General features: G+C 67.6%; 11 protein-coding genes. 4 read left to right on the forward strand and 7 right to left on the reverse strand.

The window, feature by feature from the left end; genetic code table 11:
• Nucleotide 1 precedes the first annotated feature (1 nt).
• The 3 genes from VF167_00680 to VF167_00690 are packed head-to-tail and all read right to left on the reverse strand — an operon-like array spanning nucleotide 2 to nucleotide 2990.
• Nucleotides 2-1141, reverse strand: a complete 1140-nt coding sequence (locus VF167_00680) for an FAD-dependent oxidoreductase (protein HEX6923913.1) — start codon at nucleotides 1139-1141, stop codon at nucleotides 2-4.
• Entirely contained in the window at nucleotides 1141-2310 is a 1170-nt protein-coding gene (locus VF167_00685) for a proline racemase family protein (protein ID HEX6923914.1), read from the reverse strand. Before VF167_00685 ends, VF167_00680 begins: the two co-directional genes overlap by 1 nt.
• Nucleotides 2307-2990 carry a GntR family transcriptional regulator gene (locus VF167_00690; protein ID HEX6923915.1) on the reverse strand — a complete coding sequence of 228 codons (684 nt, stop codon included), beginning with the start codon at nucleotides 2988-2990 and terminating at the stop codon, nucleotides 2307-2309. The genes VF167_00685 and VF167_00690 overlap by 4 nt, the downstream gene beginning before the upstream one ends.
• A 430-nt stretch (nucleotides 2991-3420) precedes the next feature.
• Here VF167_00690 and VF167_00695 point away from each other — a divergent pair, with 430 nt between their 5' ends.
• The gene (locus VF167_00695) at nucleotides 3421-6375 is read left to right on the forward strand and encodes a SusC/RagA family TonB-linked outer membrane protein (protein HEX6923916.1); all 2955 of its coding nucleotides are present in this window, start codon (nucleotides 3421-3423) and stop codon (nucleotides 6373-6375) included.
• Nucleotides 6376-6389: 14 nt separating this feature from the next.
• Nucleotides 6390-8000 carry a RagB/SusD family nutrient uptake outer membrane protein gene (locus tag VF167_00700; GenBank protein ID HEX6923917.1) on the forward strand — a complete coding sequence of 537 codons (1611 nt, stop codon included), beginning with the start codon at nucleotides 6390-6392 and terminating at the stop codon, nucleotides 7998-8000.
• A 178-nt stretch (nucleotides 8001-8178) separates the two neighbouring features.
• Here the strand turns inward: VF167_00700 and VF167_00705 are convergent, their stop codons facing one another.
• From VF167_00705 to VF167_00720, 4 genes are all read right to left on the reverse strand, one after another.
• On the reverse strand, nucleotides 8179-9342 hold the full coding sequence (locus VF167_00705) for a hypothetical protein (GenBank protein HEX6923918.1): 1164 nt from the start codon (nucleotides 9340-9342) through the stop codon (nucleotides 8179-8181).
• On the reverse strand, nucleotides 9339-10868 hold the full coding sequence (locus VF167_00710; GenBank protein HEX6923919.1) for an MDR family MFS transporter: 1530 nt from the start codon (nucleotides 10866-10868) through the stop codon (nucleotides 9339-9341). Before VF167_00710 ends, VF167_00705 begins: the two co-directional genes overlap by 4 nt.
• Before the next feature lie 138 nt (nucleotides 10869-11006).
• On the reverse strand, nucleotides 11007-12632 hold the full coding sequence (locus VF167_00715) for an ABC-F family ATP-binding cassette domain-containing protein (protein HEX6923920.1): 1626 nt from the start codon (nucleotides 12630-12632) through the stop codon (nucleotides 11007-11009).
• 867 nt (nucleotides 12633-13499) lie between these two features.
• Complete coding sequence (locus tag VF167_00720) at nucleotides 13500-15380, reverse strand: DUF11 domain-containing protein (GenBank protein ID HEX6923921.1); 1881 nt, start codon at nucleotides 15378-15380, stop codon at nucleotides 13500-13502.
• A 292-nt stretch (nucleotides 15381-15672) separates the two neighbouring features.
• On the opposite strand from VF167_00720, the gene VF167_00725 reads away from it, so the two are divergent.
• Both VF167_00725 and VF167_00730 read left to right on the forward strand, forming a co-directional pair.
• Complete coding sequence (locus VF167_00725) at nucleotides 15673-16182, forward strand: ECF-type sigma factor (GenBank protein HEX6923922.1); 510 nt, start codon at nucleotides 15673-15675, stop codon at nucleotides 16180-16182.
• Between the two features lie 208 nt (nucleotides 16183-16390).
• On the forward strand, nucleotides 16391-19195 hold the full coding sequence (locus VF167_00730; GenBank protein ID HEX6923923.1) for a serine/threonine-protein kinase: 2805 nt from the start codon (nucleotides 16391-16393) through the stop codon (nucleotides 19193-19195).
• Nucleotides 19196-19206: the final 11 nt, after the last annotated feature.

Consider the following 19206-nt stretch of genomic DNA (forward strand, 5'->3'; position numbering starts at 1 on the left):
ATCAGGGCGTGGCTTCGTAGGGGCTCGCTGCCTGGGCCTGCACCCGGCCGGGCAGGTACGGCCGCGGGTCGATCGGTGGCGTGCGGTCGAGAATCAGATCCGCCAGGATGCGCGCCGTTGCGGGCGCCGTGGTGATTCCCAAACCCTCGTGCCCTGCCGCGATCCAGAGACCGGGCACCTCCTCCCAGGGACCGATCAGGGGCAGCTTGTCAGCGGTGGCGGGACGGAAACCGGTCCACACCCGGGTCACCGCCAGTTCCGACAGGCGCGGAAGGAAGTCGACCGCCCGGCGCAGCATTGCCCCCAGGACGGCCCGGTTGGTTCGCCCGTCCCACCCCACCAGCTCACGCGAGGACCCGATCAGCAGCTGGCCCGTGCGTCGTGGCTGCACGTTGAAGGCGACCGATTCCGAGCTCATCACGTGGGCGCTGGTCAGGTAGCCCAGCTCTACCAACTGATGGCGGCAGAACCCCGGGTAGCGGTCGGTGATCGCCAGGTGCCCCTTACGCGGCACGATCGGCAAGCCGGGCATGAGCGCCGGCGCGGCCGCTCCGGCCGCGTTCACCACGAGATCCCCGCGCACCCGCTCGCCATTCGCCAGCACCACCTCGCCCGCCCTGATCTCCCGTACCGCGACCCCTTCCCGGAACAGTGCCCCCGAGCGTTGCGCCTCCTCGGCGAAGAATCGCGCCGCCCCCGGGGGATACAGTATCCGGTCGCCCGGAACGAGCAGCGCGCCCGCCAGCCCCGGGCGCAGCATCGGTTCGGCCTCGAGCAGAGCCGCGCTGTCCAGGATCTCTGTGGAAACGCCGGCGCGCGCGTACAGCTCCTGCTTCCGCCGCACCGCCTCGAGTTGCTGCACGTCCTCGGCCAGCCACAGCGTACCACACGGATCCCACTCGCAGGCGCCTGGCAGGGCGTCCGCCAGTTCCTCCCACAGCTGCAGGGAGAGGGCGGTCAGGGCGAGCTGCTCCTCGGAGTCGTCCATGACCACCAAGTGACCCATCCCCGCGGCGGTGGTCCCACCCCCCACGAACGCCGATTCCAGCAGCGTCACCGCCATCCCTTCTCGCGCCAGCGCGTGCGCGCAGGCAGCCCCTACGATTCCCCCGCCGATCACCACCGCGTGGCTGCTGGCCATCAGTGATCGGCCGGCGAAAATCCGCCGCGGAGCGGATCGGCGGGGTCGAAGAGGAGCGTGGCGCGCGCGGTCACGTACGCACTCCCCCGGATGTGGGGCACCAGCTCGCCCCCATCCTCCTGTAGCCAGCCGGTGAAGAGCCCCCCGGTGATGCTCTCCTGGCGCCACTCCTGTCCGGGCCGCAGCTCTTCGCGCGCGTACAGGACGGCCAGCTTGGCCGATGTGCCGGTACCGCACGGGGAGCGATCGTACTCGCCGCCGGGGCAGAGCACGAAGTTCCGCGTGTCGACGCCCGGTGTGGGCGAGGGCGCATACAGCTCGACGTGGTCGATTTCCGCGCCGCCCTCGCCGGTGACCCCGCTGTCGCGCAGCGCGGCCCTGACGCGGCGGGTCACCGACAGCAGCTCGGCCAGGTTGCGCAGCTCGAGCGCGGGTTCCGGCAGATGGGCGATGAAGAACCAGTTGCCGCCCCAGGCGACGTCACCGCGCACCGCCCCGATACCCGGGACCTGGACCTCGACGTCCAGCGCGTATGCCCGGGCCGGTACGTTGCGCAGCGTCACTTGCCCGTCGGGCGCGAGCTCGGCGCTCACTGTCCCCACCGGCGTGTCGATGCGCACCCCTCCGGGGCTGATCCTTCCCATGTGCTCCAGCGTGCGGACCACCCCGATCAGGCCGTGTCCGCACATCCCCAGGTAGCCGACGTTGTTGAAGAAGACGACCCCCACCTGGGAGTCAGCCTCGACGGGCGGGGTGAGCAGCGCACCCACCACCGCCTCGTGCCCGCGCGGCTCCTGCACCACCGCGCGACGAAGATGGTCGAAGCGCGCCGCCATGTCGGCGCGGCGTTCTGCCATCGTCGCGCCCGCCGGCGGCGGCCAGCCGGCAATCACCACCCGCGTCGGCTCCCCCTCCGTGTGCGAGTCGATCACCTCGACCGAGGCGGGCCAGATTGGATCCAATCCGTGCCCCGCTTCATCAGGCATGGGGTGCGAGCCACCGCCCTTCGTCGGGGTCGAAGCACCGGCCCGCCCGGTAGCGATGCTCACGCGCTCGTCGCCGGCGACCTGCGCGCCCTCGCTCGCGGCTGACGCGTGCTCGCCGGGCGCGCCTGATCGGCGTCCGTCGGAGGCGAGCCGCTCATCACGAGTGGTGGGGCTACGGGTCATTTGGTCTCCCGGGCGGTCTCGTCGAGCGGTGCTTCCCGCTGACTGCGCAGGAACTCGATCAGGCCGCGACCCGCTCCGAGGATATGGGAGCTGAGCAGGGAGATGGCATGCTGCTGCTCGCCTTCGCGCACCGCGCTGAGGATCGCCCGGTGCTCCCGGTTCGCGCGGGTCTCTCCGTGGGTCAGCTTGAGCTGCATGCGCTGATAGCGGTCGCTGTGGTTGTGCAGCTGCTGCACGATGTTGATCGCGAGCGGGTGCCGTTCCGGGAGATACAGGGTGGAATGGAAGAGCCAGTTGAGTGTCCCCCACGCACGGACATCCCCCTTCTCGAGCGCCTCCTCGTAGTCGTCCAGCACTGCCTCGGCGCGGTCCAGCACCTCGCGGGTGAGATGTGGAAAGGCGCGGCGCAGCAGGTCCGCCTCGATCAGCGCGCGCAGCTCGAACACCTCCCGGATCTCGTCCAGCGACAGGGTGGAGACGATCGCCCCCACGTGCGGGCTGAAGCTGACCAGCCCCTCCGCCTCGAGCTGACGCAGCGCTTCGCGGACGGGGATTCGGCTGACGCCCAGCTCCGCGGCGATGGCGTCCTGTCGCAGCGGCGTCCCTTCAGGGTAATCGCCGTGCAGGATCCGATCGCGAATCGCCTCGAGCACCAGCATCGCGACGGTCTTGCGCGGCACACCCCCGCGCGCGGGAGAAGCTCGCGACGAGCGCGACGACGTCTGTCTGGGGGCCATACCCTTGGAGGGGCGAGAGGAGAGCGGTCGACACGGACCGCTCCAACATGCGGCCGCGGGCCCGAGCGCGCAACCACTACCCAGGGCGGTATTTAGCCCCACCCGCCCCGCTTCTCCCGAACCCGCAGCTCCACCATTCCGTGAAGGATATTATATCCGATCTGTGCCAATGAAAAGAGGATCGTACGGGCAGGAGTACGGCATTTCGCGCCCACAACTCTCTTGCGCCATCAGCAGATTGGATAAAATATACTTGCCATGCGCATCCCTCCCGGCCGGGAGGATCGTCCGCTCGCCCCCGCTCGGGAGGGCTCGCGCCCGTCCCGGCCGCACTCCGCGGCCGCTCTCCACCACCCACAGGAGGCCTCTTGCCATGAGATGGTCCGCGCTCCTCCTGGCCCTGTCGCTCGTCCTCGCCTCCGGGGCGTCGGCGCAGACGCAGGGCCGCATCACCGGGCTCGTCACCTCGCTGAGCGGGGAGCCCCTCGCCGGCGCCGCCGTCAGCGTGGTGGGCACCACGCTGGGCGCCCTCTCCGGCCCCGACGGTCGCTATACGATCGAGGAGGTGCCGGGAGGCTCGCATACCCTCCGTGCCAGCCTGCTCGGCTACGCCGAGGCAACCGTCGAGGTCACGCTCGCTGCCGGGCAGACCGCGACCGCCGACCTGCGGCTCGAACCGTCGGCCGTGCAGCTGGAGGGGATCGTCGCGGTCGGCTACGGCACGCAGCGTCGCGAGGAGGTCACTGGCGCGGTCGCCAGCGTCTCGGAGGACGAATTCGTCCAGACCCCGGCGCGAGACGCCGCGTCCCTGGTCGCCGGCAAGATCGCCGGCCTCGCCGTCTCCACCCCCAGCGGCGATCCCCGCGCGGGTACCCGCATCAGCCTGCGTGGCGCCACCACCATCAACGGCCCGCGCGAGCCCCTGGTCCTGGTCGACGGGGTCCCCGGCACGCTGGAGACGGTCGCGCCGGCGGACATCGAGAGCATCAGCGTGCTCAAGGACGGGTCCGCGGCCGCGGTCTACGGCTCACGCGCCTCGAACGGCGTGATCCTCATCACCACCAAGAAGTTCCGAGGCGGCGCCCCGACCATCCACTACGATACCTACGCCAGCTACTCGACCCTCTACCGAACTCCCGACTTCCTCGACGCCGACGACTACCGACGCCTCATCGAAGAGGGCTACGCCTTCGAAGACCTGGGATACGAGACGGACTGGCAGGACGAGGTGCTGCGCAACCCCATCAGCCAGAACCACAGCCTCACCCTCTCCGGCGGAGCCTCGAACACCAGCTACACGGCGTCCTTCAACTATGAAGACGCGGAGGGGATCTTCCTGCGCTCGGACAACCGCGAGATGACCGGCCGCATCAACGTCAACCACTCGATGTGGGATGGCCGTCTTACCGCGGATCTCAACCTGGTAGGCCGCAACCAGGACTACTTCGACGGCCCGGACTTCAACTACATCTGGCGGCAGGCGCTGATCCGGAATCCTACCGACCGCATCCGCGACGACGACGGCAACTGGCAGGAGCGGGGCACCTACTTCTATACCAATCCGCTTGGCCTCCTCCACGAGGAGAATGGTGGCTTCGAGTCACGTATCGTTCGGCTCCACGGTACCGTCACCCTGCAGCCGATCGAGCCGCTCCGCCTCTCCCTGCTCGTCGGCACCGAGCGGGGAAACTCGATCTGGGGAACGGCCACCACCTTCCGGCACGTCAACACCACCCAGTCGGGCCTGAACGGGACTGCCGCTCGCCGCACGGACGCCAACCGCGACCGCATCCTCGAGTTCACCGGCACCTTCGAGCGTGCTTTCGGCTCGCACGACATCACCCTGCTGGGAGGTTACAGCTACCAGGACTTCCTGGAGGAAGGGTTCGACGTCAGCACCTACGGCTTCCCCACCGACCAGTTCGGTTACGACCAGCTCGGCGCCGGCGACGCCCTCAACACCGGCAACGCCGACATGGGAAGCTACAAGCAGGGGAACAAGATCATCGGCTTCTTCAGCCGCCTGAACTACGACTGGGACGACCGCTTCCTGTTGATGGGATCGGTCCGGTACGAGGGGAATTCGCGCTTCGGCGCGGATCACAAGTGGGGGTTGTTCCCCGCGATCTCGGCCGGATGGCGGCTCAGCCAGGAGACGTTCCTCCAGAGCGCGACCTTCATCGACGACCTGAAGCTACGCGCCGGCTTCGGGGTGACCGGCATCGCCCCCAACGGCAACTACCTGTCACTCACCAGCTACGACTACGGCCCTCGCTTCCTCTACAACGGTGAGTGGGTGCAGGGACTCTCCCCCGCTCGCAATCCCAACCCGGACCTGCGTTGGGAACGAAAGGAGGAGGTGAATGTCGGCCTGGACTTCGCCCTGTTCGACTATCGCCTGAACGGCTCAGTCGACGTGTACCGCCGGGACACCAAGGGGATGTTGTACAACTACTCCGTCCCCGTGCCTCCGAACCTGTACGGCTCCATCCTCGCCAACGTCGGCCACATGCGGAACCAGGGGTTGGAGGCGCAGGTCGGCTTCGACGTCTTCCGCGGCAATCGCTTCAGCTGGACCGCCACCGCGAACTACTCGACCAACTCGAACCGCCTCGTCAGCCTCTCCAACGATGTCTATCAACCCGACAGCGACTACTTCTACGCGGGGCACACGGGTGAGCCCATCCAGCTCCCCACCCACCGCATCGACGTTGGCGGTCCCATCGGCAACTTCTACGGCTTCGAGTCGGTGGACATCGACGAGAACGGCGAGTGGATCGTGCTCAGCGCCGAGGGCGATCGCATCTCGATCCGCGACGTCACCGAGGGCGATCGGCGCGTGATCGGCAACGGCGTCCCGAAGCACTACCTCTCGCTCAACAACACCGCCCGCTTCGGGAACTTCGACCTCAACGTGAACATGCGTGGGGCTTTCGGCTTTCAGATCCTGAACTTCCAGGAGATGTACTACTCGAACCCCACCATCCTGCAGTACAACATGCTCGAATCGGCCTTCGAGCCGGTCTACGGCAAGCGCTTGCTCGACTACGACCTCGCCTACGTCAGCTACTACATCGAGGACGGGGATTACTGGAAGCTCGACAATGTGACCCTGGGCTACACCCTCGGTGACGGCCTGCTGGGTCGGCTGTCGGGGGTGCTCTCCAACGCGCGGATCTACGTGGCCGGGAGTAACCTGCTGACCATCACCGGCTACAAGGGGCTCGACCCGGAGGTCGACACCACCGGCCTCGCTCCCGGTATCGATCACCGCGACAAGTATCCGACCACGCGCACCTTCACCGCGGGCATGAGCCTGACGTTCTGAAAGGATAGGCTGCGATGAGACGCATCAACGGTAGGGGCCTCCCGGCACTCCTCGCGGTGGGGCTCGCCCTGAACGCCGCCGCCTGCACCGACCTCACCGAGGTCCCTTACACGGAGATCACCGAGGCGAACTTCAATCCCACCGCCAGCGACCTGGCGGCGCTGATGGCGCCCGCCTACACGCCGCTGCGCGACATCTGGATGGGGTGGTACGGAAACCTCGACTTCCAGGAGGAGACCGCCGACGCCTTCCTCACCCCGGTGCGGCCGAACGGCTGGTACGACGGCGGCACCTACATACGCCTGCACGAGCACCGCTGGGACGCGGGACAGGGGCAGCCGGACGCCCTCTGGAACCGTTCCTTCAGCGGGATCAACTCAGCCAACCGGGTCATCCACCAGCTCGAATCGGGCATCGTCCCGGTGGAGGAGGAGGCGAAGGCGGCGATCGTCGCCGAGCTACGGGCGCTGCGGGCGTACTATTACTACCTGCTGCTCGACGCCTTCGGGAACGTGCCCGTGGTGATCGACTTCACCCAGGCCGAACCACCCGAGCAGTCCAGTCGGGATGAGGTCTACCAGTTCGTGGTGAGCGAGCTGACCAGCACCATTCCCGAGCTCTCCGAGGAGACCGGCACGGCGATGTACGGCCGGATGAACCGGTGGGCAGCCATCGGGATCCTCGCCCGCGTCCACCTGAACGCCGAGGTGTACGTCGGCACCCCCGAGTACGACGAAGTGATCGCCCTCACCCAACAGATCATCGATTCGGGGGAATTCGCCCTGGAGGCGAACTACAGCGACGCCTTCGCGCGGGAGAATCACACCTCACAGGAACTGATCTGGGCGGTCCCCTACGACGCCATCAACGCCCCCGGGAGCAGCTTCCATATGAAGACGCTCAAGCCGGAGCTGCGCTTCGTTTTCGACATGCAGGCGCAGCCGTGGGGCGGCAGTGCCTCCAATCCGCAGTTCATCGACACCTATGACGAGGACGATACTCGCCTGGAGGACACCTGGCTGATGGGTCCTCAGTTCGACGACGAGGGGCGGGGGTACGACTTCGTCAAGCACGTCCCGTCGATTACCGACACCGAGTTCCATCACGGCTACCCGGTCAAGAAGTACGAGATCTACCCGGGGATGACCGGTAGCTCGGACGTCGATTACCCGATCCTGCGCTACGCCGAAGTGCTGATGATGCAGGCCGAGGCGCGTCTGCGAACGGGGAATGCGGACGATGCCGCGGAGCTGGTGACGCAGGTCCGGGAGCGCGCCTTCGCCGAGACCGACCCCGCGAAAGCGAGGGTGACCGGCGCGCAGCTGATGGAGGGAAGCTCTTACAACTACGGCTGGTACGACGTGGACGGAGTCGTGAAGACCGGGCCCGGGGGCACGCCCGTGACCGGCGGCGGCGATGACGTTCAGTACGGCCGCTTCCTCGATGAGCTGGGCTGGGAGTTCGCCGCCGAGGGCCACCGGCGCCAGCATCTGATCCGCTTCGGCGTCTTCACCAAGAAGACCTGGTTCAACCACCGCCCCAACGGCGACCACCGCACCCTCTTCGCCATCCCCCTGAGCGCGATGGAGACCAACGCGAAGCTGGAGCAGAATCCCGGCTACTAGCAGGAATTACGAGTTACGAATTACGAATTTTAAGGCCAACACAGAGGCTTCAGGGATCAAAGGAAAGGGCACGGAGATACTGGCGCCGAGCTTCTCTGCGCCCTCCATCGCCTCTGGGCTAGAATGCCGTAGTTCGTAATTCGTAATTCGTAATTCGTAACTCGTAATTCGTAATTCTTCAAAGCAGCAGCGCCTCTATCCTGTGCGCATTCACTCGCTCGTCCTTCGGGTTCCAGGCGAAGACCGTGAAGCGGCCGTCCTGGGAGGCGACGAGGGCCCGGGCGTCGTGCTGGTCGTGGGCGAACTGGGCGGCGGACAGATGGCGGGTGCCGCCCATCGCCGAGGGGTGGAGCAGCCGGCGCGGGCGGTGCAGCACCGGCTCGCTCACCAGCACCTCCTCGACCGGCCCGCACCCTTCTCGCCGACCGATCTTCACCCCGAAAGCGAGCACGTCAAAGCGCTCGTTGATCACAGTGGCCCCGTCCACGGCGGTGAGCCCGGCGACGGCGGCCACCGCCCGCTGGAAGTCGGCCATCCAGCGCGGGTCGGAGCGTCTCTCGGGATCCACCCGCATCAGCTCGGCGAGCTCCGCCAGTGGCGGCGCGACTGAGTAACGGATCGGCTTCACGATCGACTCCTGCCAGGTCGTGCTCTCTGTGGGCACGACCAGGAGCGATCCGCCGCGGCCATGGGCCCGCATCGATACCGCCAGCTCCACCAAGGCATTGGTCGGCTCGTTCCAGAGCGCGTCCGGATCGAGCCCGAGCAGGGCGTTCATCGTGGGCGTGTACTCGTTCCGACCCAGCCCCTCATGGTCGAGGATGCGGACCTCATCCCCCTCCAGCACCGCGACGTTGCCGAATTTCCCCGGTCCGCGCCCGCGGCGGTACTTGATGACCAGCAAACCCGGCTGCACCACCTCCAGCACGAAGCAGTAGCAGGGCACCGTTCGGGTGGTGCCCCATATCCGCAGGTCGCCGTCGAAGCGCCAAACGCCCAGGTGGATTCCCGGGCGTTCGACCGCCGGCGCGAGGTGCGTCAGCGAGCCGGCGCTAAAAGAGAGCTTCCGTTCGAAGAGCAGCGGCGCCGAGGCCAGGTTGGGCGGCAGGTAGGCGAGGGAGATCCGGGGTGAGCGGCCCTCCTCCCGGCGCAGGCTTGCCCAGAAGGCGGTGTCCACGATCGCCTCGATGTCGCCCCGGCCGGGAACCGGGGGAAGCTCGCGCACGTTTTCAACTCCGGCGCGGGCGGCGATTAAATGCGACTCCACCGCCCCGGCCACCGCGTGCGCGGCGGGATATCCGGGATTCCGTCTTTCCGGCGGGGTGGGTCGTTCGTCGCTCATGGGCCTGCGCGTGCGTCTTCGTTCATCTGGTCGGGACTCAGGTCGGGCACCCGGGCGCTGATCAACAGAATCGCGATCGCGAACGCCGCGACGATCCAGAAGACCAGGACCAGGCTGTCCGACAGTCCGCCCCGCAGCACCGTCAGGGCCTGCTCGCTCACCCCTGAAAGCGCGGTCCCCTCACCGTGCTGGATCAGGTCGCGAACGCTATCGAGCGAGATCGTCGAAGCCAGGCCCCGCGCCTCGATGTAGCTAGCGAGGCGAACGTTCAGCACCCCTCCCAGCATCGCGGCCCCGATCGCGTTGCCGAGGTTGCGCATCAGCATGTTCGTGGCCGTCGCCACTCCGCGCTGTGCCCAGGGCACGCTGGTCTGGATCGCCACGATGTATGTGGTGTTCAGCAGGCCAAAGCCCATCCCCATGAGGAAGGCGCCGAGACCCGCCTCCAGCGGGCCGCGCGTGGCGAAGATCGCCACGATCGCCGCGCCCACCGTCACGAAGACGCCACCGGCCCGCGCCAGGGTGCGCACGCCAAGCCGCACGAAGGTCCGGCCCGCGACCACCGAGGCGATCGGCCAACCGATCGACATCCCCGACAGCGTGAAGCCCGCCACCAATGCGCTCCTGCCGAGCACCCCCTGTACGAACGTCGGAAGGAAGGTGATGAGGCCGATCATCGCGATGCCCGCGCATAGGATGGCCAGATTGCCCCGCCGGATGATCTCGTTCGCCCAGAGCTCGAGGTGCATCATCGGGTCCGGAGCGGCGCGCTGCTGACGGTAGAATAGGCCCAGCAGCACCAATCCACCCGCGCCGAGCAGCAGGGCCCACGACACGCCCCACGATTCAGCCTGGGTGAGCGCCAGCATCATCGCGGAGAGGCCGGCCAGCAGGAGCGCCGCGCCTACGTAGTCCACGCTGCGCTCCCGGTGCTCGACCTTCTCGTGCAGGAAGAGGCCGATCAACGCCAGTGAGGCGATTCCGAAGGGGAGGTTCAGCCAGAAGATCCAGTGCCAGTGCAGGTGCTGCACGATGATCCCGCCCGCGAGCGGCCCCAGGATCGAGGAGATCCCCCATACGCTCGCCAAATAGCCCTGGATGCGCCCCCGCTCGCGGAGCGAGTAGAGGTCGCCGGCAAGGGTCGCGCTCATCGGCAGCACGGCCCCCGCTCCGATCCCCTGAACGAAGCGGAAGGCAACCAGCATCCCCATAGAGGCGGCGAAGCCGCACAGGGTGGCTCCCAGGAGGAAGATGCTGACGCCGGCAACGAAGACCGGCTTGCGGCCGTACAGGTCCGCCAGCTTCCCGAAGATCGGAGTGGTGACGGCCTGCATCAGCAGGTAAGACGAGAAGACCCAGCTATAGAGGGAGAAGCCGCCCAGCCGCGATGCGATGCTGGGCATGGCTGTGGCCACGATGGTCCCCTCGATGGCCGCCAGGAACATCGCCACCACCAGGGCGGTGAGAACCAGCGATCGACGGGTCTGGCGGGGCGGTGTCTCTACGGTCTCGACAATGGTGGCCACGGGGCGGTCATGCTCGTACGCTGCAATTCGGTAAAGCTCGGCCGCCGGTGCGTGGCGAGATTCGAGCCGTCGGACGCCGGGTGATACGCGCTCAATCTGTCCGGGTTTCCCTGAGTCGCCATTGCCACCGTCGCCACCTCACCCCGTGCGCAGATTCACCGTCCTTTCAACCCGCACTGCCGCCAGAAAATCGGCGTCGTGGCTCGCTACCAGAAGCGCCCCGTCGTAGTCGCGCAGCGCGCTCTCCAGCGCCTCGATCGCCTCCAGGTCCAGATGGTTCGTGGGCTCGTCGAGCACGAGGAAGGAAGGCGGACGACTCCCGGCGAGCACGCAGGCCAGCGATGCGCGCAAGCGTTGACCTCCGCTCAGCGTGCCCACCAGCTGGAGCGCCGCTTCGTCGGAGAAGAGGAAACGGGCCAGTGCATACCGCGCGGACGTTGGCTCGAGGTCGGGATGGTAGGCGCGGAAATTCTCGAGCACCGAACGCTCGGGATCGAGATTCAACCCGTGCTGATCGAGCACCGCGATCTCCTCATCGGGGAGGCGGCGCACGCTTCCCGCCTGAGGCGTGAGCTGACCAGTGGCCACCCGCAGCAGGGTCGACTTCCCACTGCCGTTCGGACCCACCAGGGCTACCCGCTCGGGGCCTACCATGCGGAGCGAAACTCGGTCCAGCACTGCGCGTGGCGCACTGGGGAAGCGCACCATGACCTCGTTCAGCTCCAGCACCACCCGTCCCGCGGGGAGCCCGGTCGACGGCAGGTCGAAGCGGGGCCGCTCCCGCGCCTCGACCCGCTCCCGCGCCTCGCGGGCGCGCTTCCGCCGCTCCTCCACCTCGCGGGTGATGATGCGACCCACCCGCGCGGCCGTTGCCTGCGCCTGCGCCTTGCGACCGTTCAGTAGGATCCGCGGCAGGTTGGCCGTCGCCCGGGCGCGACGCCCCTGCGCCCCGCGCCTGGCCTGACGCTCTCGCAGCTCCACGGCCCTGCGCTCCGCTCGACGCAGGTCGGCGCGGGCACTCTCCACCTCCTGCGCCGCCGCCTGTCGCTCGATCTCGCGCAGTTCGACGTACTGGTCCCAATTCCCTCCGTATAGGCGCACGCCCAGCGTGGACAGCTCGACGATCCGGTCCATTCGTCGGAGCAGCTCGCGGTCGTGGCTGACGCAGAGGAGTCCGCCGGTCCACTCCTCCACGAAGCCGTAGAGGGTACGGCGGTGGTCCGCGTCCAGATGGTTGGTGGGCTCGTCGAGCAGGAGGAAGTCCGGACGCCCGAGCGCCAGACCGGCGAGCGCGACGCGGGTCGCTTCTCCATCGCTCACCGCGCCGACCGGCCGATCGAGCGCGAAGTAGTCCAGACCGAACCGCGCCAGGACGGCCTCGATGCGCTCCGGCAGGTCCCAGTTCTCGCCGATGATCTCGAAATCCTCCAGCGAAGCCTTCCCCGCCTCGGCGCGCCGCAAAGCGGCCAGGCGCTCGTCGACCCGCAGGATGGTGGCGAGCGGCGCCTCCGGCGGCGGACGGAAGTCCTGCGGCAGCACGGCGACCATCGCCGCGCGGTGGATGTGACCGGACGCGGGAACGAGCTCGCCCGCCAGCAGACGAACGAGCGTGGTCTTACCCGAGCCGTTCGCGCCGACCAGCCCGGTCCGTTCTCGGCCGAATGAGAGAGTGAGGTCCTGGAAGAGCGGGCGCCCCTCAGCGGGCGCGTAGGAAATCCGCTCTGCGACGATGCGCGCGTCGCTCGCGTGGGCTGTCGATGACATGCGGATACACTCCGATCCTATCGGTTCCTGTGAGGTGAACGCCGATGAGGATCTTCCGCATGCCAACCTTGTTCGTCGGGTGGGTGCCTCCCGGACCGGTCCGGCCTTTGGAGGCCGCCGGCGGGTGCTCAACGATCACCAGGAAGGCGTCTTCTGTCAACCGGGGATAGGGCTGGCGCCAGTCCGCGGCAGGCTCGATTGCCGGTCTGGATTTGCGTCGGCGGCGGCCTCACACCGGTGCCGCACAGCAGCGTGGACGAGTCAGGAGCCGCCGTATATCTTGCGACCGTTCAGGCGAGTCAATGCGGGTTCAAATCGAACCAGGGAGCGTAGTCGTGGCGCATGTCAACGCCGATTTCCTGAGGAACCCGGAAGTTTTCTGTAACCAGTTCGCGCTGCATCCGCAGGACGCACACGTCACGATGCGGAAGAAACCCGAGGGGCACTTCAGCGTCGCCAAGACCGAGCGGGTGAGCTATTGCCAGATCATCCAGGGAGTGGACTTCGGTCGTGGGACCAAAATGGGCGTCAACTCGGGCGCGTTCGTGGCCAAGGTTCTGGCCCAACGGCAATGGTCACGCCTTCGCGCGGCCCGTGGTCGACAACCGCGCCGTCTACCACTGGATGAGCTCCTGGGGCGATCTCGACCTGTACGACGACGACTGACCTCCGCGCGCCGGCTACCGGAAGGTGGGGGGAGGCCAGGAGTCGGAGAAGCCAGAAGCCAGGAGCCAGAAGGTCCGTTCTTCTGGCTTCTGGCTCCTAACTTCTGGCTTCATACCCTGTCTGGTTCGAAGGGATTGGTAGGAAGACCGACTCCTCGACTCCTAACGCCTGACTTCCAACTCCAACTCCCTCGAGCTTCCCCTATTCGTCCACCACCACCTCCACCTCCGCCACATTATTCCCCACATCCCTCTCCCCGATCGATTCCGCAATGATCGTCGCCCGGTTCGTCGCCGTGGCGGTGGCGATGGCCCGGATGCGCAGGGTGCGCTCGTTTCCAGTGAGGAGGCTGCCCAACGACCAGAAGCCGGTCTCGGGTGAGTAGGCGCCCGCGCCATTGTCGCTCAGGTAGGTGAGTCCGTCGGGAAGCAGGTCGCGCACGGCGACGCTGTGCGCGATCGAGGGACCGTGGTTGGTGGCCGTGAGCGTGAAGACGACCGTGTCGCCCACCGCCACCGTGTCGCGATCGACCGACTTCCGCACCTCCAGATCGAAGCCGGGCAGGGCCGGCGTGACCACCAGCACGAATGAATCCGTGTGGCAACGACGCGATGGGTCGACGCGGATGCGTGCGCAGACCGTGACCTCGTGGGCGCCCGGGGATGCCTCGGCGTCGATCCGCAGCAGAAGCGCGCTGCTGTCGCCCTCCGTCACGGCCGGACTGAAGGTTGGCGGCACCAGGAATCCGGCGGGAGGCAATTGATCGATCTCGAGGGTTACGTCGAGCCCGAGGAGCCCGTCGCGGTCCAGCCGGACCGCCACCAACGCTTGGCTGCCGGCAGCAATTCGCACGGTGTCGGGCTCTATCAGGGTCGCCAGGTCGTACACCTCCAGGGGCACCGGCTCGAGCACCTCGTCGGGCTCGAACAGGATCGCCTCCCCGCGGATGATCAATGAGTGAGGCCGGCGGGGTGTGTCGGGGCCGACGCGGACCTCGATGGCTCCCATCCCCTGGGTGCCGTCCAGGGTGAAGGAGGTGACGCGTGGCATGATGGTTGGCTCGCGAATCTCGGCCTCTACGCGGGCCACGTCGAACGAGGTGAAGTTGAGCGTCCGGGTCTCACCGGGCCGCACGAACAGGTAACGGGGATCGGGGAAGATGGCGATCGAACCGAGCCAACCGGTGGCGCACTCCAGGTTCCCGGGTTCGTGTACGATGATGGACGCCTGGCTCTGCCGCTCGGCTCCCATCACGCAGTGGAAGGCGTACGAGTCCGAACCGAAGGGGAGGTTTCTGAAGCGGATCCAGATGCTGTACTGATACGGTGCGGGCTCGGCGCCGGGGGCGTCTGGGTGGGGCTGCGCCGGGAAGGAGGCGATTCGCGTTTCACCTGCGGGAACCGGGATGGCCCGGTCGAGCGTGGGGAAGCGATCGAAGGAATAGGTCAGATCGTGGTGACTCCAGGCACGCGCGCTGTCGAGCAAGGAGAACGAAAGGTCCACCTCTTCGTCGTACTGGTTCGTCGCGTGGACGTCCAGGTGAGTGTCGAACGGTTCGTACTCGAAGCGCTCGTCGGGCGCGAGAAGGAAGTGACCGCGGCGACCTCCGGCGCTCCAGCGGTTTGCCAGCATCGGTGTCTGCAGGTCGATCGAGCGGCCCGGATCGAAGGTCAGGCTCTCGGAGGTGAGCTCGAAGACGGTACCGTCGTCCAGGCGTACCTCGGCAGAGAACCCGTGGCAGTTCCAGCTCCCGTTGGCGCTGCCGTCGGTCGGGCCCTGCAACCTGGAAGCGGGCGCCTCCACCGTGGCGACAAAGGTGGTGGCGTTCGGTTGGGACGTGGCCGCACAGGAGGGATCGGCCTGCGTGGTGTGGTTCAGCCGGAGCACGAGGTTGATGGTCCCGCGGCGGCGGCCGATATCCCCACCCTCGGTCCCATCGTCCGTCTGCTCCAGCTCCAGTCGCCAGATTTCCTTATCCGAGACGTCGGGCCCGGTACCGGGCTCCTGGCAGGCGAGCGTCGTCAGGGCCACTCCGGCAACTGCCGTGGAGATCCTGAATCCCGCGCGCGTCAGTCGGGTCATGAGCGCCTCCGTGCCTCAGGGTGGGGGATCGGGCGGACGAGCAGGCGCATCGATCCTTCTGACCGCAGGTTCCTTGTAAGCCCTCCGGATGGTGATTAGCTTCGAAACCACCTTCCGGAGCCGACGCCCTCGCGCGCCGCCTCACCGGGTAACGCGCAGTTCGCACGCTGGAGCGGACACCTCCCGCCTCCTTCCCGGATCCATGGCTCCCCAGCCCCCTGACGAGTCCTCCGTCTCGTCCCCGGCTTCAGCCGTCCAACAGGCCCCATCTCCAGCCGACGCTATAGGGCCGTTGGAGCCGGAACAGCTCCTCCCGCTCGTCTACGACGAGCTGCGCCGCATCGCCCACCGACAGCTTCGCCTGGAACGTCACGACCACACGCTCAACACCACCGGGCTCGTCCACGAGGCCTATTTGCGGCTGGCCGCCGTCCACCGTCTGGGTTCGCTCGATCGGGCGCACTTCTTTGCCGTCGCCGCCCGAGCCATGCGACGCGTCCTCATCGACCACGCCCGGCGCTACCACGCCCTGAAGCGCCCCGGCTCGCGGCAGCGAATCCCGCTCGAGGAGACCGAACTTCCCGTGGAGGAACGCGCCGGAGTGCTGCTGGCGCTCGATGAGGCTCTCGAACGACTTGCCCAGCTCGACGGCCGCCAGGCCAGGGTCGTGGAGTGCCGCTTCTTCGGCGGCATGACCGAGGAAGAAACCGCCACCGCCCTCGGCATCGCCCCCCGGACGGTCAGGCGCGACTGGGCGAAAGCAAAGGGCTGGCTGTATGCGGAGCTCTACGATGATTTGTAATTACGAATTACGAATTACGAATTACGAATTACGAATTACGATGTCTTGGCGGCCAGTGGGATCTCGGAGCTGTCGGATTGCAAGTCAGCTATAGAGGGCGTAGAGGATAGCAGAGGACGCAGAGTGGTGTCAGTATCCGTAATTCAAAATTCATAATTCAAAATTTGAATTGAGCAATACGTAATTCGTAATTCGTAATTACCCCGCCATGTCCTGGCTCCGCCTCCAATCTGTTGTGGATGCCGCGCTCGATCTTCCGACGGGCGAGCGGAAGGCGTTCGTGGTGCGGGAGTGTGGGGAGGATGAGGCGTTGCGCGACGAGGTGTTGCGGCTGCTGCGAGCGTGCGAGCGGGCGGAGGGATTTCTCGACCGGCCGGCGGCGGAGCTGGCGGCGGATATGGTGGTGGAGGGAGAAGGGGAGACCGCGGAGGCTGGGGTAGGGTCGCGGATTCCCCCGCGAGTCGGCCCCTACCGCATCGTGGCGGAGGCGGGGCGCGGGGGGATGGGAACGGTCTACCTGGCGGAGCGGGACGACGGCCAGTTCACCATGCAGGTCGCGTTGAAGCTGGTGCCGGCCGCCGCTGCTACGGAGGGCGCCATCCGTCGCTTCCTCGAGGAGCGGCAGATCCTCGCCCGGCTTCAGCATCCGAATATTGCGCGGGTACTGGACGGTGGAGTAAGCGACGACGGCCGTCCGTACCTGGTGATGGAGTACGTAGAGGGGGATCCGATCGACCGGTTCTGTGACCGCCGCCGCCTGTCGATCGAAGCGCGACTCGCGCTCTTCATCGATGTCTGCCGGGCGGTGCAGTTCGCCCACCAGAACCTGGTCGTGCACCGCGATCTGAAGCCGGGCAACATTCTGGTCTCGGAGCGCCACGGCCCGAAGCTGCTCGATTTCGGCATCGCGAAGCTGCTCGACTCGGAGGCGGGAAGCGGCCAGACCGGGCTGACCCGCACGGGGATGCGGCCGATGACGCCGGACTACGCCAGCCCGGAGCAGGTACGCGGCGATCGGGTCACCACCGCCACCGACATCTATGCTCTGGGTCTGCTCCTCTACCGGCTGCTCGTCGGTCGAGCGCCCTATGCGGCAGATCCCCGCTCTGCCTTCGAGTTGGAGAGGGCCATCCTCGAGGAGGAGCCGACCGCGCCGTCGGTGGTCCTTGGCCGGGCGTCGGACGTCGGCGCCGCGGGTCTCACCCCCACCGAGATTGCCGACGCCCGAGGCACCACCCCGCAACGGCTTGCCCGGCGCCTGCGCGGCGACCTGGATGCGATCGTCGCACGCGCCCTTCGTAAGCAGCCGGCCGAGCGCTACGCCACTGCCGACCAACTGGCCGAGGACCTCCAGCGTTTTCTGGAAGGCCGGCCGGTTCTCGCCCGGCGCGGGACGCGCCTTTATGCGGCCTCCCGCCTGGTGCGTCGGCACCGTGTGGCCGTGTCCGCGGGAGCTCTCGTCGTCCTCTCCCTGATCGGCGGCGGAGCTGGTATCGCCTGGCAGGCGCGCGCCGCGGCGATCGAGCGGGATCGTGTCCGTGTGGAGGCGGCGACCTCGGCGCGCGTATCGGCTTTCCTCGAGGAGCTCTTCCGTGTGGCCGATCCGGAGCAGGGGAGGGGCGCCACGGTGTCCGCTCGCGAGCTGCTCGACCGCGGTGCTGCACGCATCGAGCGTGAGCTGGCCGAGGAGCCGCGCACGCGAGCCGCGTTGATGACTGTTATGGGGAGGGCGTATCGAAACCTGGGCGAGTATCCGCAGGCAGTGGCGCTGCTGCAGAGCGCTCTGGAGGTGCCGCAGCTCAACGGACCGGACGATCTGGAAAGCGCAATCGAGGTACACCTCGAGCTGGCGCGTGTACGGGCGCTACAGGAGGAGCTGGCTGAGGCGGAGCGCCACGCCCGAGAGGCGCTGAGGCTGAGCGGCGGCCGGCACGCCGAGACGGTGGCCTCGGCGGCGGCCCTGGCCGCACTCGGCGACGTGTTGCATCGCCGGGGGCAGCTCGCCCAGGCGGAGGAGCTCCTGCGTGCCTCGCTCGAGCGGCGTCGCCGCCTGCTGGGAGAGCGCGATCGGGAGGTGGCGGCCACGCTGGCCGCGCTCGGCCATCTGCTCAGGAGCCGCGGCGAGCCTCACGCCGCGGAGCCCCTCTACCGCGAGGCATTGGCGATCCAACGGGAGGCTCTCGGAGAAGATCATCCCGAGCTGGCCACCACCATGAACGACCTCGCCGTCCTGCTGATCGACGCCAATCGGTACGAGGCGGCGGATTCGTTCCTGCGCCAGGCGATCGAGGTGCGGCGCCACACCCTGGGGGAGGACCACCCCGATGTCGCCATTGCGGTCAACAATCTCGCGGCGCTGCTCGAGCGCCGCGGCAACTTGGAGGAGGCCGAAGAGCGCTACCGCGAGGCGCTGCGCTTGAAGATCGCCACGCTCGGAGAGGAGCACCCGAGCGTGGCCGTCACCATGAACAACCTGGCGCTTCTCCTCGCCAACGGCGGGAGGCACGCGGCTGCGGACTCGCTCCTGCGAAGATCGCTCGAGCTACGGCGCCGGGCCTATGGTGACGAGCACCCGAGCGTGGCGGCCGCCCTGCACAACATCGCCAGCCAGGCGCAGCGGCAGGGCGACCCCGCTACCGCCGAGCGCCTCTACCGCGAAGCCGCGGAGATGCGCCGACGTCTGCTCGGCCCCGACCACCCCGATCTCGCCAACAGCCTCATGGGCGTTGCCCTGCTGGCACATGAGCGTGGGGCACACGCGGAGTCGGAGCCGCTGCTACGCGAGGCGCTGCGGATCTGGCTCCGGGTGTATCCGTCCGAGTCCCCGCAGGTAGCCCAGGCTGAGAGCTCGCTGGGCGCCTGCTTGCTCGCCCAGAGGCGCCGTGACGAGGCCGCGCCACTGCTCCGTCGTGGCTACGAGGCGCTGCTCCGCCTCCGCGGCCCGGACCACCGCTCGACTTTACGCGCCGCCGACAACCTCGCGAAGCTGTCCGCCAGCACCGGCGAACGATAACGGCGCCGGCG

The sequence above is a fragment of the Longimicrobiaceae bacterium genome, from assembly GCA_036375715.1.
Lineage (GTDB): Bacteria > Gemmatimonadota > Gemmatimonadetes > Longimicrobiales > Longimicrobiaceae > DASVBS01.